The 14,321-nt window shown below is 66.4% G+C and carries 14 protein-coding genes; 8 read left to right on the top strand and 6 right to left on the bottom strand.

Annotated features, from left to right (window positions below):
• The first annotated feature begins 18 nt into the window (after nt 1-18).
• From EWH10_RS06205 to EWH10_RS06195, 3 genes are all read left to right on the top strand, one after another.
• Complete coding sequence (locus tag EWH10_RS06205; protein ID WP_065846484.1) at nt 19-2,598, top strand: TonB-dependent receptor; 2,580 nt, start codon at nt 19-21, stop codon at nt 2,596-2,598.
• A gap of 175 nt (nt 2,599-2,773) precedes the next feature.
• Complete coding sequence (locus EWH10_RS06200) at nt 2,774-3,538, top strand: energy transducer TonB (protein ID WP_044661652.1); 765 nt, start codon at nt 2,774-2,776, stop codon at nt 3,536-3,538.
• 49 nt (nt 3,539-3,587) lie between these two features.
• Nucleotides 3,588-4,271 (top strand): Fe2+-dependent dioxygenase, encoded by a 684-nt coding sequence (locus EWH10_RS06195; RefSeq protein WP_044661653.1) that lies wholly within the window; start codon nt 3,588-3,590, stop codon nt 4,269-4,271.
• A 90-nt stretch (nt 4,272-4,361) separates the two neighbouring features.
• Here EWH10_RS06195 and EWH10_RS06190 read toward each other — a convergent pair whose 3' ends face one another.
• The 3 genes from EWH10_RS06190 to EWH10_RS06180 are packed head-to-tail and all read right to left on the bottom strand — an operon-like array spanning nt 4,362 to nt 6,033.
• Entirely contained in the window at nt 4,362-5,009 is a 648-nt protein-coding gene (locus EWH10_RS06190) for a heme exporter protein CcmB (protein ID WP_044661654.1), read from the bottom strand.
• Entirely contained in the window at nt 5,006-5,611 is a 606-nt protein-coding gene (gene ccmA, locus EWH10_RS06185; RefSeq protein WP_044661655.1) for a heme ABC exporter ATP-binding protein CcmA, read from the bottom strand. The genes EWH10_RS06190 and ccmA overlap by 4 nt, the downstream gene beginning before the upstream one ends.
• Nucleotides 5,608-6,033, bottom strand: a complete 426-nt coding sequence (locus EWH10_RS06180; protein ID WP_044663047.1) for a metallopeptidase family protein — start codon at nt 6,031-6,033, stop codon at nt 5,608-5,610. Before EWH10_RS06180 ends, ccmA begins: the two co-directional genes overlap by 4 nt.
• 86 nt (nt 6,034-6,119) lie before the next feature.
• Here EWH10_RS06180 and EWH10_RS06175 point away from each other — a divergent pair, with 86 nt between their 5' ends.
• A complete protein-coding gene (locus EWH10_RS06175; RefSeq protein WP_044661656.1) occupies nt 6,120-6,407 on the top strand; it encodes a 4a-hydroxytetrahydrobiopterin dehydratase in 288 nt (95 codons plus the stop codon).
• 4 nt (nt 6,408-6,411) lie between these two features.
• On the opposite strand, the gene EWH10_RS06170 is transcribed toward EWH10_RS06175, so the two are convergent.
• The 3 genes from EWH10_RS06170 to EWH10_RS06160 form a co-directional block, all read right to left on the bottom strand.
• Nucleotides 6,412-7,020, bottom strand: coding sequence for a hypothetical protein (locus tag EWH10_RS06170; protein WP_044661657.1), 609 nt, complete (start codon nt 7,018-7,020; stop codon nt 6,412-6,414).
• A complete protein-coding gene (locus EWH10_RS06165) occupies nt 7,017-9,350 on the bottom strand; it encodes a patatin-like protein (RefSeq protein WP_044661658.1) in 2,334 nt (777 codons plus the stop codon). Before EWH10_RS06165 ends, EWH10_RS06170 begins: the two co-directional genes overlap by 4 nt.
• A 115-nt stretch (nt 9,351-9,465) precedes the next feature.
• Nucleotides 9,466-10,164 carry an endonuclease/exonuclease/phosphatase family protein gene (locus tag EWH10_RS06160; RefSeq protein WP_170825606.1) on the bottom strand — a complete coding sequence of 233 codons (699 nt, stop codon included), beginning with the start codon at nt 10,162-10,164 and terminating at the stop codon, nt 9,466-9,468.
• A gap of 89 nt (nt 10,165-10,253) precedes the next feature.
• On the opposite strand from EWH10_RS06160, the gene radA reads away from it, so the two are divergent.
• The 4 genes from radA to EWH10_RS06140 all read left to right on the top strand — a co-directional run bounded on the left by radA (nt 10,254) and on the right by EWH10_RS06140 (nt 14,037).
• The gene (radA, locus tag EWH10_RS06155) at nt 10,254-11,621 is read left to right on the top strand and encodes a DNA repair protein RadA (protein ID WP_044661660.1); all 1,368 of its coding nucleotides are present in this window, start codon (nt 10,254-10,256) and stop codon (nt 11,619-11,621) included.
• An 11-nt stretch (nt 11,622-11,632) separates the two neighbouring features.
• Nucleotides 11,633-12,148, top strand: coding sequence for a CvpA family protein (locus tag EWH10_RS06150; RefSeq protein ID WP_044661661.1), 516 nt, complete (start codon nt 11,633-11,635; stop codon nt 12,146-12,148).
• Between the two features lie 265 nt (nt 12,149-12,413).
• The gene (locus tag EWH10_RS06145) at nt 12,414-12,596 is read left to right on the top strand and encodes a general stress protein CsbD (protein ID WP_025551144.1); all 183 of its coding nucleotides are present in this window, start codon (nt 12,414-12,416) and stop codon (nt 12,594-12,596) included.
• 118 nt (nt 12,597-12,714) lie between these two features.
• The gene (locus EWH10_RS06140; RefSeq protein WP_044661662.1) at nt 12,715-14,037 is read left to right on the top strand and encodes an aminopeptidase P family protein; all 1,323 of its coding nucleotides are present in this window, start codon (nt 12,715-12,717) and stop codon (nt 14,035-14,037) included.
• The last annotated feature ends 284 nt before the right edge of the window (nt 14,038-14,321 follow it).

Raw genomic sequence — 14,321 nt, 5'->3', positions numbered from 1 at the left:
GAAAGGGGTTCTGTTTCCATGTCCAAAGCACTGTCACGACCGTCCTTCCTGGCGCTGAGTTGCGTCGGCGCGATTGCCTTTGCCTCGTCCGCGCAGGCGCAGGCGCAGGCGCAGGCGCAGGATGCAGCGCAGGGCGCCAAGCTTGGCGGGATGACGGTCACCGACACGGCGATCGAGGAATCGCCCATCAAGGTCGAAAAGGCGGAATCGCCCAAATATACCCGGCCGCTGCTCGATACGCCGCAGACCATCACGGTGATCGGCAAGGAAACCATCCAGCAGCAGAACCTGCTGACCCTGCGCGACGTGCTGTCGACCGTTCCCGGCATCACCTTCGGCGCGGGCGAGGGCGGCTTCGGCTATGGCGACCGCATCATCCTGCGCGGGCAGGACGCGAAGAACGACGTCACGGTCGACGGCGTGCGTTCCGGCGCGTTCCTGAACCGCAACGAAGTCTATAATATCGAGCAGGTCGAAGTCACCAACGGCGCCAATTCGGTCATGAACGGCGGCGGTTCGGTCGCTGGCACGATCAACCTGGTGACGAAGCGTCCGCTGGCCGACGACAAGACGATCCTGAACGCCGGGATCGGCACGGACAATTATTATCGGGCGACCATCGACGCGAACAAGCGCGTCAACGACCTGATCGCCGTGCGCCTCAACGCCGTCTATCACCGCAACGATGTGCCGGGCCGCGATGTCGAGGATTATGAGCGCTGGGGCGTGGCGCCCGCGATCACCATCGGCATCGACAGCCCCACCAGCCTGACGCTGCAGGGCGAATATCTGGATGACAAGGCGATGCCGCAATATGGCATCCGCTACTTCCCGGCGCTGGGGGGCATCGTCGACCAGTTCGACCGGTCGGGCTATTACGGCTTCGCCAATATCGACCGCCAGGACAGCAAGACCAAGTCGCTGCAGGCGATCTTCAGCCATGCCTTCAGCGATACGGTCAAGGTCCGCAACCTGACGCGGTACGAACATATCCGCCAGGATACGGTGACCAGCCAGCCGAACGGCGTCTTCTGCCTCGACAACGGAACGGCGGGCGGCTTCAATCCGGACACCGGCGGCGCATGCACCCAGCGCATCGGCACGACCGCCGCCGGCGAAACGCTCACCATTCCGGTCGGCTATTACCTGCCGATCGGCGGCCGCGGCAACCAGCGCTTCATCACCAATGAAACCGCCTATAACCAGATCGACCTCAGCGCCGATTTCGGCACCGGCGGCATCGGCCATACGCTGGTCGTCGGCGGTTCGGCCCTGTGGGAGCGCTACGACCAGTTGCAGGGCAGCCTGGGCCGCAGCGCCAACGGATTCGATCCCTATGCCGCGCCTTTCACCGCGCCTGCCACCGGCGCCGGCGCCGCCAATCCGGCCTATAGCGCCGCCGCCAGCCTTGGTTTCTACCTGCCGCTGGTGAACATCGCCGATCCGTCGTCCGGCATCGTCGGCCCGGCGGCCACCACCGGCCTAGCCCGCGTCTATGGCAGCAACAATTATGTCGGGCCGGTCAACTTCATCCTGGGCACGCATAATGTCGGGGAACAGACCAGCTATGCCGCCTATCTGTTCGATACGATGAAGTTCACCGACTGGTTCGAGATCAACGGCGGCGTCCGCTATGAGAAGGTCAAGGGCTTCAACCGCACCTTCACCTACAACACGACGGGCGGTTCGGCGCAGCTTGGCCAGATCAGCACGGTCGGCACTCGGCTGGAGGTGGACGACAATCTCTTTTCCTTCCGCATCGGCGCGGTCGTGAAGCCGACGCCGGACACCAGCCTTTATGTCGCTTTCGGCAACTCCAAGCTGCCGTCCAAATCGTCGGTCGACGGAAGCTGCACCGCGGACAATGCCGCGGGCGGCAGCGGCACCTGCAATGTCAGGCCGGAAACCACGAAGAATTACGAGATCGGCGCCAAGGCCGACCTGTTCGACAAGCAGTTGCTGCTGACACTCGCGCTGTTCCGCAACGACCGCAACCAGATCAAGGTGGTGTCGGGCGATCCGCTGCTGCCCGATCAGGCGACGGACGGCCGCCAGCGGGTGGAGGGCGTGTCCTTCGGCGCGTCGGGCAACATCACCAGCAACTGGACGATTTCCGCCAACTACATGTATCTCAAGAGCAAGATCAAGCAGGGCGTTTCCGACTATTGCCTCGCTCATCCGGGCGCGACCGACCCGGCCGCCGGCACCTGCGCCAACAGCACGACCTTCCTTGATCCGACGGCTGGTTACGCGCTGACCAATACCCCGAAGCATTCGGGCAGTCTGTTCACGACCTACCGCTTCGGCTTCGGCCTGGAACTGGGCTATGGCCTGACCTATCAGGGCAGCTTCCTGCTGAACCAGCCGTCGCTCGCCCAACTGGTCGCCAACAGCTATGTCGGCTACCGGGTGCCAAGCTACACGATCCACCGTTTCATGGCCTCCTACCCGATCACGGAGAATCTGAAGGCGCAGGTGAATGTGCAGAACTTCACCAATGAGAAATATGTGACGACGGTGCGCAACAACATCAATAACAGCTGGGCGCAGCCTGCCCCGACCCGGTCGGCGGTGTTCAGCCTCAACTATATGTTCTGACCGATCCCTATCCCCCGGCACTCGTCCCTTGCCGGGGGAAACGGGCGGGTGGCGATGCACTCCTATCCTCCTCGGGTCGCCACCCGTCCGGTCCCATGGTAAAGATGCGATTGAGTAGCATTAGGATTCGCGTTATGGACCGGTTTCGCCGGCAGGGCGGCAAAGGGGATCTGGCATGCTTCGCGTAGCAGATGGATATGTTGAAGAGGCGGCGGATGACGCGATCGTCCCATCCCCCGCCGTTCCGCTCTCCGTCCCCAGCGCACCCGTTCGATTCGAGGCTGCTCCCGCCCGCTACGGCGCGCGGCGTGGGCCGAATGTTCCAGCCATTCTTGTTATCATCCTGCTTCATGCCGTCCTTATCGCCGCGCTGGTCCAGGTCCGGCATCATGCGCAGCGCGTGCGAGAGGCGCGCCTGTCGGTCGTGAACCTCATGCCACCGCCTCCTCCGCCTCCATCCGCGGAGGCCCCGCCACCCCCGCCGCAGACCAAGATCGTCGCGCCGCCGCCATTGGTGAAAGTGCCCCAGCCGCCGGCGCCGGCCGTGGCGACCACGCCCGAGATCGTGCCGCCTGCGCCGCCTGCTCCTCCCGTCGCGCTTTCCTCACCCCCCGCGCCGCCCGCCGCATCCATGGGATCGAGCCTGGTCCAGGGCGGCGACCTGGGCGCGCAGATGATCGCCGGCAAGCCGCCCCGCTATCCGGTGGAGAGCCGTCGCAGGCGCGAACAGGGGACCGTCGTTCTCGCTCTGACGCTGGGTCTGGATGGCGCGGTGGAGAATCTCTCCATCGCGCAGAGCAGCGGTTTTCCCCGGCTCGACAATGCGGCGCGCGACGCGGTGCGCGGCTGGCGCTGGAAACCCGTGCTGCGCGATGGCCAGGCGGTTCGGGTCAAGGGCGTGGTCGAAATTCCCTTCGTCCTGCGCGGCGGGGCGGCGTGACGGCAATGGGCCGCTTCCGCTTCATCCGTGCCTGTCCAGGTTCATCGGCATGCTGACCGTCATCCCCGAACTGCTGGATGGCCAGGCCGTCGCCCGGGTCCGCGCGCTGATCGACGCGGCGCAGTGGGTCGACGGCAATGTCACCTCCGGCCACCAGTCCGCGCTCGCCAAGCGCAACCTGCAACTGCCGGAGGATTGCGCCGAAGCGAAGCAGGCAGGGCAGATCGTGCTGGATGCTCTGGGCCGCTCGCCCCTGTTCATTGCCGCCGCGTTGCCGCTCAAGGTCTTCCCGCCGCTGTTCAACAGCTATGCGGGCGGTCAGGCCTTCGGCACCCATGTGGACAATGCAGTGCGGATGCAGGCCGGCACGGGCTTTCGCGTGCGCTCGGACCTGTCGATCACCGTCTTCCTGGAGGAGCCCGGCAGCTATGACGGCGGCGAACTGACGGTCGAGACCAATTTCGGCGTGCAGCAGGTGAAGCTGCCGGCCGGCCATGCGGTGCTCTATCCGTCATCGTCGCTGCATCGGGTGGAACCGGTGACGCGGGGGCGGCGGGTGGCCAGCTTCTTCTGGCTACAATCCATGGTGCGGGACGATGCCGCGCGGCAGATGCTCTTCGATCTCGACAGCAGCGTTCAGGCGCTGGCGGGCGAACTGGGCCATGACAATGCGCAGGTCATCCGGTTGACCGGCGTGTATCACAATCTGCTGCGGCGATGGGCCGACGCTTGATCTTGTGGGATATTGGGCAATGGCGGATGTCAATGCTTCGCGTCCCCTTCAGGGGAGGGGCTTATGGCAAGAAACCACCCAACCCGTCTCTCACTCCCGCCCGGCGCGGATTGCCGCGCCGCCGGCAAAGGGGGTGATCGCGACCAGCAGCAGGGACGCTGCGCCCAGGAACTTGAGCGCTGCGCCGCTTCCGTCGCCCAGCGTCCCGGCGCCGAAGATCAGCAGCGGCACGGCGAGCGGCAGGGCCAGTAGTCCGGCCAGCGCCCCGCTGGAGCGCAGGCCTGCCGTCAGCGTCGCCACCAGCAGCCCCAGCGCCGCAAGGGCGGGCGTGCCGATCAGCAATCCGGCTTCCAGCAAGCCTATGGTCGCCCCGTCCAGCTTCAACAGTGCGGCGGCGGGCAGGGTGGCGATCATCAGCGCCGGGCCGAAGCCCAGCCAATGGGCGATCAGCCGGGCGAGTATGACCGTCTCCTCCCCGATTCCGCGCAGGGCTATCTGATCGAGAACGCCCGCATCCCGATCCGGCGCCACCAGCCGGTCCACGGGCAAAAGACTGGCCAGCAACGCCGCGATCCACAGCATGCCGCCGCCGCTCCGCTGCAGCAGCGCCGCGTCCGGCCCCACGGCAAAGGGGTAGAGGCTGGCCACCAGCAACAGGAAGGCGACCGGCAGCCACAGCCCGGCGGATTGCCAGGACTGCCGCAAATCCCGCGCCGCGAGCGTCAGGAGGATGGTCATGCCTCCTCCTCCGCCCATGCATGGTCCTGCATCGCCACGATCACCGGCGTCGCCAGCGGCAGCGGCTGGTGCGACGCCGCCACGACGATCCCGCCCTTGGCCAGATGCCCCGCAACCGCCGTTCCGAGCAGGTCCAGTGCCGCTTCGTCCAGCCCGTTGCCCGGCTCGTCCAGCAGCCAGATCGGCGCGCCGCTGGCGATCACCCGTGCCAGCGCAGCCCGCTTGCGCTGCCCGGTCGACAGCATGCGCACCGGCACCTGGCGGAGGGGCTCCAGCGCCATTGCCGCTATCGCCGCGTCCAGTGCGTCCGACGCCACTGCATCCAACCGCGTCCAGAAACGGAGCGCCGCTTCGAGCGGTTGCTCCATGTCCAACGCCAGCCGCTCGTCCGCCAGCGCGATCCGGCCATGGCGATCGACCGTCCCCGCCGTTGCCCGCAGCAGCCCGGCGCAAATCCGCATCAGGCTGGACTTGCCGATGCCGTTCGGCCCCTTCAGCAAGGCGCTGCCGCCCGGCTCCATCGCCAGGTCGACGCCGCGGAACAGCAGCCGCCCGCCGCGCGCGCAGGCGACGCCCGACAGGTGCAATCCCGCCCGGCTCATAGAGTGACCATGTCCTCCAGCACATGCATGTCGAGGTCGGACAGGCCGAAATGATGGCCGATCTCATGCACGACGACATGGGTGATCAGCATGTCGAGCGGCACGCCGGTTTCCACCCATTCGTCCAGCAGCGGGCGGCGGAAAAGATGGACCGTCGGCGGCAGGTCTCCGCTCTGCGCCGCTTCCCCGACGGGCCGGCCGGTGTAAAGGCCGGTCAGGCCGAAGGGATCGTCGATCTCCATTTCCTTGAGCACCTGCGGATCGGCAAATTCCTCGACAAACAGCACGACATTCGACAGGTGCGAACGAAACGGTTCCGGCAGGCGCGACAGGGCCGCCAGCGCCAGGCTTTCTATATCCTCGCGCGTCGGCGCAAATCGGGGCTGTTGACCGGCATCGTCCATGGGAGAGACATAAAGCATGTTCCGAATCGTCTGCAAACCGCCGACGCTTGGGAAAATGAGTTAACGCCGCCAGGAATCGGCCGGGCAAGGGACGGGAAAGACAAATGATCGCGAAACTGGATGGGGAGGAACGCGCGCTGGCGCTGAGGAATCTGCCGGAATGGGCGCCGGTGCAGGATCCGGACGGCATCCGCCGCCTTTTCACCTTCAAGGATTTCAACGCCGCCTTCGGCTTCATGACGCGGGTGGCGCTGCTTGCGGAAAAGGCGGATCATCATCCCGAATGGTCGAATGTCTACAACCGCGTCGACATCCTGCTCACCTCCCATGATGCCGGCGGCCTGTCGCGCCGGGACATCGAACTCGCCGCCCAGATCGACGCCCTTTCATAAGGCCCTATTGCGACGCATTTCCTTCGATCCGGTCATCATAGCCGCTGAGCGCCGAGATGACCGCCGGGACATGGGCATAGCGGTGGCGCAGCAGCGCCAGCCGCGCATCGGTGCCGGTGCAGAGCGCCGCGATATTGTCCTGCAAATAGGCCAGCCGCTCCGGATCATAGGCTTCCTCGCCCCGGAAATGGTCGCAACTGTCGCGGTCGACCATGTAGCGCGTCACCTCATCGGGAAAGGGCTGGATGTCGGCCGCGCCGTCCGATGGCGGCAGGTCGGGGACATAGGGGGGCGGCGGGATGTTGACCACCGAAGGCTTCATCGGCAGCAGCCGCAATGGCACGGCGCTCGTCGGGTCGGCGTCCGCCTGCCGTCCGGCGCCTTTTCCGCCGGGGCGCGAAGGCGCGGCAGCGAGGGCGGAAGATGCAGGAAGCGTCTCCGCCGCCTCTTCCCGGCGCAAAGGCATGTCGGGTAGCGCGAGGGAACCGAGGACGTCACGCGGCTCGCCGGGCCGTTCCCCCGCCTTTGCGCTCGTCTGTCCATCGGAGCCAGGAGAACAACCGGCGGCCAGTGCCAGCACCAGCATCGGAAACAGCGTCTTGCCTGCGTTCACCCGATCTCCTCTCTCAAGCTGGCGATCAGGTCGGCGGCATGGTCCAGCCGCTCCTCCTCCTCATCCAGAATCGCCATGAAAGCGGTTCGCCTATATTGATGCACCGCTTCCTGGGAAAGACGGCTTGCCGCGGGACATGCAGAAATCACGATGTCCAGCAGCCGCTCCACCCCATGAAGCCGCCCCCACAGATAGTCGTTCTCCCGATAGGCGCGGCTGAAGAAAGCGCCGAAATTATTGAATTCTACGCCTTTCAGCGTCGCTTCCGCCCCGCCGGAGCGGATCGCGCTGCAATCCTCCGGCGAGATGCGGTCGACCTTGACCGGATCATATTCGTCCATCCCATGCCCTTGCAGCAGCGGCAGGGTGGCGATGTCGTAAAAGGGGAAGCCGAGATAGGCGAGCAGCATGGTCCGACGCGCCGCCCTGGGCAGCGCCGCCAGGGCATCGGCCAGCATCATGTCCGCCGCTTCGTCCCGTTCGCGCAGGCCGCGTAGCTGCGCCACCGCCTCCAGCGCTGCGCCGGGATCATTGGGGACTTCGCGCGCCGCCGCCTTGATTTCCCCATTGTAGAAGTCGGCGCCCTCGCATTCGGTATAGTGCGACAGGGCGGCGTAGATGGCGTCGTGCATCTTCTGGATGACGGCGTCGTCCGCGGCGCCCTCCACCTCCAGCGTTTCGGCCAGACGCCGGGCGAGGAAGCGCAGGCGGCGAATCCGGAAGGTCAGGTCATGCTGGCGGAAGAAGCCGACCGGGGCGGATGCGGGTCCGACATCCTCCGTCAACTGGTCCGCGCCGATCGACCTGACATGGCCCCATAGCGCCTGGCGGTAGCTTTCGCGCATCAGCGGGCTTTCCTCCCCGCTCAGGTGGAACAGCAGGTCGGCCAGGTCCTCGACGATGCCGGACAGCTTGAGGTGGCCGTAAGCGGGGAAGGCGAAGCCGGCGGAACTGGCGGCCCGTTGCTGGGCCTTGCTGCGCCAGGCGGACAGCCGCGCCGGCGTCGGTCGATCCAGGAACAGCATGCCGCCGATGGCGCTTTCGACCTCCGCCTCTATGCCGGGCCGCAGAGCGGTCAATATGCGCGCCATGCGCCGGATGCGGGCGCTGTGCCGATCTATGGCGTCCAGATTGTCGCGGATCGGCTGTTCGCGGGGAATGTCGCTGAGCGCGCCGAAAATGGTGCGGAAGAAGCCCGGCAGCGGCGCATCCTCGCCCGATGAGGCTTCCTCCGCCTCGCCGTGGCGGTTGAGCTGGATCGAGCGATGGCCGGGCTTGGGATCGATATAGACGAAGCGCCGGTCGACCTCCCGCCGGGAGGGGCGGTTCCTGAGCGCGCCGATGGCCTGGGCGAACGGGGCGTTGGCCAGCACCGAGCCGTCGATCAGCACCGCGTCCTCGGCGCGTCCGCGCGCCGCATGGCGGGGAAGGGCGCGCGCCAGAAAGGCGTCCCGCGTCGGCCAGGCGCGATGGCGGCGTTTCAGCACCCGGTCCAGCTCGCGCACGGTGAAGGGCGGAAAGGCGCCGGGAAAGCTGGCCGTGGCGCGGGCGGCGAAGACCAGTTCGGCGGGATCGGCAAGGTTGCGCTGTCCATGCCCGCGGGCGCGAAAGCCGATGGAGAGCCGATGTTCCGTCTCCACCACCTGTGGGGGGCTGTTGAGGTTCAGGCTCTGCGGATGCCCTTCGAAATCCGTGACGGTGACGAACAGGTCCAGCGGATGGCCGGGCGGCAGCAGCGCCGGGCCGCGCCCGGTCGCCTCCATCGCGTCGAAGGCGTCCAGGATCATGGCCGTGAAGATTTCCCCGCCGAAGGGAGGCTCGAACCAGCGGGAGCGGATGAAGTGCGACAGCTTGTGCCGAACCTCCTCCCGCGTATCGGGGGCGACGGTGCGCTCGACCGTGTCTCCCGGATGCCGCGCCGCCATCCACACAAGCGGCGTCGCCCAGAATTTGGTGATCCGCCGGGCGGGGCGGGCATCGGGATCGAGCAGCTTTTCGACATCGGCATTGTCGAGCCACATATCGGTCAGCGGGTCCAGCGACTGGCCAGTCTCTATCGCCTGCGCCAGGAAGATGCCGTTGATGCCGCCGGCGCTGGCCCCGGCGATGATGTCGGGCATCACCCGCAATTTGACGCCGCAGGCCGTTTCCAGATCCTCCAGCAGCTTGCGATAGACCGCCTCGCTGCTGTTGCCGGACGGCACGCCGTCATGGAACGCCCGGCTGGCCCGGGCCAGATGCCAGATTTCCTTGGTGATGCCGTGCATGTAGACGGCCAGGCTGATCCCACCATAGCAGACCAGTGCGAGCCTGAGTTCCCGCTCTTTCATGGGGTTGAGAGTTGCAGAGCAAGGGGGGCTTGTCGAGGGGGTGCTGATGGACAGGCGCGTTTGCCCAAAGGGTTCGGTGCTCCCGCCCTCGCAGGAACATGATGGAGCTTCGCCGTCACCCCAGCTTGAATTCCGCCCAGATGGGCAGATGGTCGGACGCCTTTCGCGCCCCCGCGCTTTCATGCACGCCGCAATCGACCAGCTTCAACTGCCCGCAATGCATGATCCGGTCGAGCCGCGCCACCGGCCGTCGCGCATGGAAGGAACGGCCGCAGGGCGCGAAGCTGTAATGCCGTGCGAAATCCGCCAGGCACCCCCGTTCCGCGCTCCATTCGTTGAGGTCGCCCATCAGCACCGTCGGCATGGCGTCGCGCTGCCCTGCCGCGTGGATCACGGCGGCGGCCTGCTTGCGCCGCCAGAGCCCGGACAGGTCCAGATGCATGCCGAAGATGCGAAGATGCGTCTTGCCCAACCTGACCTCCGCCATGGTCGCGCCGCGCGGCTCCAGGCAGGGGAGGTGCAGAACGTCGTGCGCGCCGATTTCCACATCCTTGCGCACCAATATGGCATTGCCGTGCCAGCCCATCGAATCGACCTGCACGTTGAGCGGCACCGGCTTATAGGGGCTGATGCTCTCCAGCAGCCAGGGCGGCAGCGCCGCAGAGCGGACGCCGAAGCGCCGGTCGGCCTCCTGCAGGGCGATGATGTCGGCGTTCAGTTCGTTCAGCACGTCGATCACCCGCTCGGGAACCCGGCGGCGGTCGGTGCCTATGGCCTTGCGGATATTGTAGCTCGCGACGCGAATGGTCTTCATGGCGAAACAATGCGCCACAGCGCGCCCGGTTTCCATGGCAAGATGCAAAGAGGATTTGTGTTCCGCATATGTTCTGATATGCGTGCCGCATGGCCAAGGCAAAGCGAAAATTCGTCTGTCAGCAATGCGGCACCGTTTCGGGCCGGTGGCAGGGGCAGTGCGACGATTGCGGCGAATGGAACAGCATTGTCGAGGAAGCGGCCGAAACGGTCTTTTCCGCCCGCCACGACCTGCATAGCGGCGGCAGGGCGCTGACGCTGGTGGGGCTGGACGACAAGGTCGAACTGCCGCCCCGCACCACCACCGGCATTGCGGAGTTCGATCGGGCGCTGGGCGGCGGCATCGTGTCCGGTTCCGCCACGCTGATCGGCGGCGATCCGGGCATAGGCAAGTCGACCCTGCTGTTGCAGGCGGCCGCGCGCATTGCGTCGGCCGGGCACAGCGTCGCCTATATCAGCGGCGAGGAAGCGTCGGATCAGGTGCGCCTGCGCGCGCAGCGGCTGGGGCTTGGCAATGCGCCCGTGCAGCTTGCCAGCGCCACTTCCGTGCGCGACATACTGACGACGCTGGGGGAGGGCGCGCCGCCCGCGCTGCTGATCATCGATTCGATCCAGACGATGCACAGCGACCTGATCGAGGGCGCGCCCGGCACGGTGAGCCAGGTGCGCGCGTCCAGCCAGGAACTGATCCGCTTCGCCAAGCAGCGCGGCACCGCCCTGATCCTTGTCGGTCATGTGACCAAGGACGGCAGCATCGCGGGGCCCCGCGTGCTGGAGCATATGGTCGATACGGTGCTGAGCTTCGAGGGAGAGCGCAGCCACCAATATCGCATCCTGCGCGCGATCAAGAACCGCTTCGGCGGCACGGACGAGATCGGCGTGTTCGCGATGGTGGCCGAGGGGCTGGAGGAGGTCGCCAATCCGTCCGCCCTGTTCCTGACCCATCGCGACGAGAATGTGACCGGCGCCACCGTCTTTCCGGCGCTGGAAGGGACGCGCCCGGTGCTGGTGGAGATCCAGGCGCTGGTCGTCCGCCTTTCCAGCGGGGCCACGCCCCGCCGGGCTGTCGTGGGTTGGGACAGCGGGCGGCTGGCCATGGTGCTGGCCGTGCTGGAGGCGCGCTGCGGCCTCAGCTTTTCGACCTGCGAAGTCTATCTGAACGTCGCGGGCGGCTATCGCCTGTCGGACCCGGCGGCCGACCTGGCTGTCGCGGCCGCGCTGATGTCGGCGCTGTCGGAGCGGCCGGTGCCCGCCGATGTCGTCCTGTTCGGGGAAATCGCCTTGTCCGGCGAAATCCGCCCGGTGGCCCATGCCCCGTTGCGGTTGCGCGAGGCGGCCAAGCTCGGTTTCAACCGCGCTTTCGTTCCCGCCGCCGTGGCCGATGGGGTCAAGGGCATTTCGGTCAGCGGTTATCGCGCGCTTGCGCAACTTGTTGACCAGATGCTCGGCCGCGGATAGCCAACAGCGCGATGAACGCGATCGACATTCTCGTCCTGCTGCTGATCGGCGGCTGCGCCATTTTCGGCCTGATGCGCGGTTTCGTGCAGGAAACCCTGTCGCTGATCGCCTGGGTGCTGGCGATCTTCGCGATCCGCCTTTTTCACGCTTCGGCGACGGAACTGGCGGCGCCCTTCGTCGGCAGCACCAGCGGCGCGGCGGTGCTTGCCTTCGCCTTGGTGTTCGGCATCACCTTCGGCGCGGGCAAGCTGCTGGCTCACGCCATCGGCCGGCGCACGCGGCAGTCGGTGCTGGGGCCCGTCGATCGGGTGCTGGGTGCGGGCTTCGGCGCGGTCAAGGGGCTGATCGGCGCGACGCTGGTCTTTCTGGCGTTCAGCCTGGTTTACGACACTTTCTACGGCAGCGGCGCGCGGCGGCCGGATTGGCTGTCCGATGCGCGGACCTATCCGCTGCTGAACGCCAGCGGTCAGGCGATCAGCGAATTCGTGGCGGAACGGCGGGCGCGCAAGCCATCCGAGACGGACTAGAGCCAATCGGCATTCAGATGATGACGAGTCGAAAATGATGGTTTTCCGTGACCCGCAGCCTACTCAAAGTAGGTGAGCACCGGAATCACGGAAAAGCGTCATTTGCAGGCCGCCAAGGCTGAACGTCGATTGGCTCTAGCGGGCGATCCCCCGACTCCGCCTGTCACCCTGTTTCCTCTTTCCGTCCGTTCCGCCTGCGTATTGGAGGCAACTTTCGGTTCTGCCCGTCCGTTTATCGGACAACAGCAACTGAAGGAGACAACCGATGGGCGAGATGACCGACAAGGTGAAGGCGGCCGGCAACAAGGCGGCCGGTGCGATCAAGGAAGCGGCTGGCCGCAACCAGCGTGATCCCGATCTGGTCGCGGAGGGCAAGGCGCAGAAGGCCAAGGGCACGGCGCAGGACGTCAAGGGTTCGGTCAAGGGCGCGCTTGGCGACAAGATCTGAGCCCAAGTCCAAGAAGCTTCCATAGAATGGCCTCGCCTTTTTGGCGGGGCCTTTTACTGTATTATTGACATCATACGCCTCTTGCTGTTCCAATCCTTTCAGCAAGGAGTTCAGCGACATGTGGGATCGACGGTCGATAATCGCGGGCGGGACGGCTTCGTTCCTGTGCGCCGCCGGGTTGCGGGCGCAGGTCCTGCCGCCGCAGGGCTTTGCGACGCCTTCGGGCACCGTTCCCTTCGCGCCCGATGTGTTTCGCGAGCGCCGCCGCCGGGTGATGGAGGCGTTGAAGGACGGCGTCGCCGTCGTCCATGGCGCGGGGCCGGTGGAAAGCAGCGCGGCGGTGGCGCCGCCCTTCGTGCAGGATGGCGATTTCGCATGGCTCACCGGCATTGTCGACGAGCCGGACGCCGTGCTTGTCATGGCGCCCGCCGAACGCACGGTCAGGGAATGGCTGCTGCTGCCGTCGCGCGATGTGGAGTCGGAGCGGTGGGAGGTCGAGCGCCTGCCGCTGGGCACCGAAGTGGAGCGGCGCACGGGCTTTTCCCGGGTGGCGCGCACCGGCGGGCTGGGGAGCCTTGTCACCGCTTTGGCCGAGCGGTCCAAGACGCTGCATTTCCTGGGGCCGATCGTCAGCGCGTCCGCGCCCGTGCCCAAGGCGCTGGAGCTTTACGGCAAGGTGATGCAGCGGGTGCCGGGCGTATCCCTGAAGGACGACAGCGGCCTTCTGCCCGCGCTGCGCATCGTCAAGGAGGCGCGCGAACTGGAGCTGATGCGCAAGGCGATGGCGGCGACGGCGCGGGGCCATCTCGCCGCGATGAAGCAGGTGCGGCCCGGCATGACCGAAAGGCAGTTGAAGGCGATATTGGAGGATGGCTTCCGCGCCGGGGGCGGCGACGGGCTGGCCTATGACAGCATCGTCGCCACCGGGCGCAACGCGGCGTCGCTGCACTATACCGGCGGCGGCGGGGTGATCGGGGAGAAGGATCTGATCCTGATCGACGCGGCGGCCTCCGTCGGGGGATATGCCTGCGACGTGACGCGCACCTTCCCCGCCGGCGGCAGGTTCACCGACGAACAGCGGGCATCCTATGAGCTGGTCCTCGCCGCGCAGGCGGCGGCCGTCGCCAGGCTGAAGGCCGGGGTCTATTATGAGGATCTGGTCGAGGCGGCGAAGGACGTGTTCCGCAAGGCCGGGCGGGTGGACGACTTCACCCATGGGCTGGGGCATCTGGTCGGGCTGGACGTCCATGATGTGGGCGACATGTCGAAGCCGCTGCCGGCGGGCGCGGTGATCACCGTGGAGCCGGGGCTGTACGTCCAGTCCGCCAATTACGGCATCCGGATCGAGGATCTGTACCTGATCACGCCGACCGGTTCGCAGCGGCTGAGCGAAGCCGTGCCGCGCACCGTCGCGGAGATCGAGGCGGCGATGGGGCGGTAGGCTTGCTTTCCGGGCGGATGGAATCATCTGCTGAGTTGGAAAAGGCGACAAAACGGAAACTTGGAGCAGTCGAGCCGATGCAGTCGGATTGGAATTTGCTCAGGGGGGTGTGGGCAAGTTCAAAACCATCCTTCTCCCTTGAGGGAAGGATGGGAAGCCTTGGCGACGGAGGAGCCGGGGCGGGGTTGGATGAGGGGGCGGGCCTGCGGCCCGCGCGATCCCTTGGATCGCAACCCCCTCACCCAGCTGCGACTAGGCAGCAAGCTGCCAAGTCTGCGCAGCCC

The organism is Sphingobium fuliginis (genome assembly GCF_004152845.1).
GTDB lineage: Bacteria > Pseudomonadota > Alphaproteobacteria > Sphingomonadales > Sphingomonadaceae > Sphingobium > Sphingobium fuliginis.
The sequence above is the reverse complement of the archived record's forward strand: the minus strand, read 5'-3'. Positions and strand labels throughout refer to the sequence as shown.

Excerpts from the sequence above, each read along its gene's own strand:
- EWH10_RS06205 (WP_065846484.1), top strand. The coding sequence starts at position 19 with ATGTCCAAAGCACTGTCACGACCGTCCTTCCTGGCGCTGAGTTGCGTC.
- EWH10_RS06200 (WP_044661652.1), top strand. The coding sequence starts at position 2,774 with ATGCTTCGCGTAGCAGATGGATATGTTGAAGAGGCGGCGGATGACGCG.
- EWH10_RS06195 (WP_044661653.1), top strand. The coding sequence starts at position 3,588 with ATGCTGACCGTCATCCCCGAACTGCTGGATGGCCAGGCCGTCGCCCGG.
- EWH10_RS06190 (WP_044661654.1), bottom strand. The coding sequence starts at position 5,009 with ATGACCATCCTCCTGACGCTCGCGGCGCGGGATTTGCGGCAGTCCTGG.
- ccmA (WP_044661655.1), bottom strand. The coding sequence starts at position 5,611 with ATGAGCCGGGCGGGATTGCACCTGTCGGGCGTCGCCTGCGCGCGCGGC.
- EWH10_RS06180 (WP_044663047.1), bottom strand. The coding sequence starts at position 6,033 with ATGCTTTATGTCTCTCCCATGGACGATGCCGGTCAACAGCCCCGATTT.
- EWH10_RS06175 (WP_044661656.1), top strand. The coding sequence starts at position 6,120 with ATGATCGCGAAACTGGATGGGGAGGAACGCGCGCTGGCGCTGAGGAAT.
- EWH10_RS06165 (WP_044661658.1), bottom strand. The coding sequence starts at position 9,350 with ATGAAAGAGCGGGAACTCAGGCTCGCACTGGTCTGCTATGGTGGGATC.
- EWH10_RS06160 (WP_170825606.1), bottom strand. The coding sequence starts at position 10,164 with ATGAAGACCATTCGCGTCGCGAGCTACAATATCCGCAAGGCCATAGGC.
- radA (WP_044661660.1), top strand. The coding sequence starts at position 10,254 with ATGGCCAAGGCAAAGCGAAAATTCGTCTGTCAGCAATGCGGCACCGTT.
- EWH10_RS06150 (WP_044661661.1), top strand. The coding sequence starts at position 11,633 with ATGAACGCGATCGACATTCTCGTCCTGCTGCTGATCGGCGGCTGCGCC.
- EWH10_RS06145 (WP_025551144.1), top strand. The coding sequence starts at position 12,414 with ATGGGCGAGATGACCGACAAGGTGAAGGCGGCCGGCAACAAGGCGGCC.
- EWH10_RS06140 (WP_044661662.1), top strand. The coding sequence starts at position 12,715 with ATGTGGGATCGACGGTCGATAATCGCGGGCGGGACGGCTTCGTTCCTG.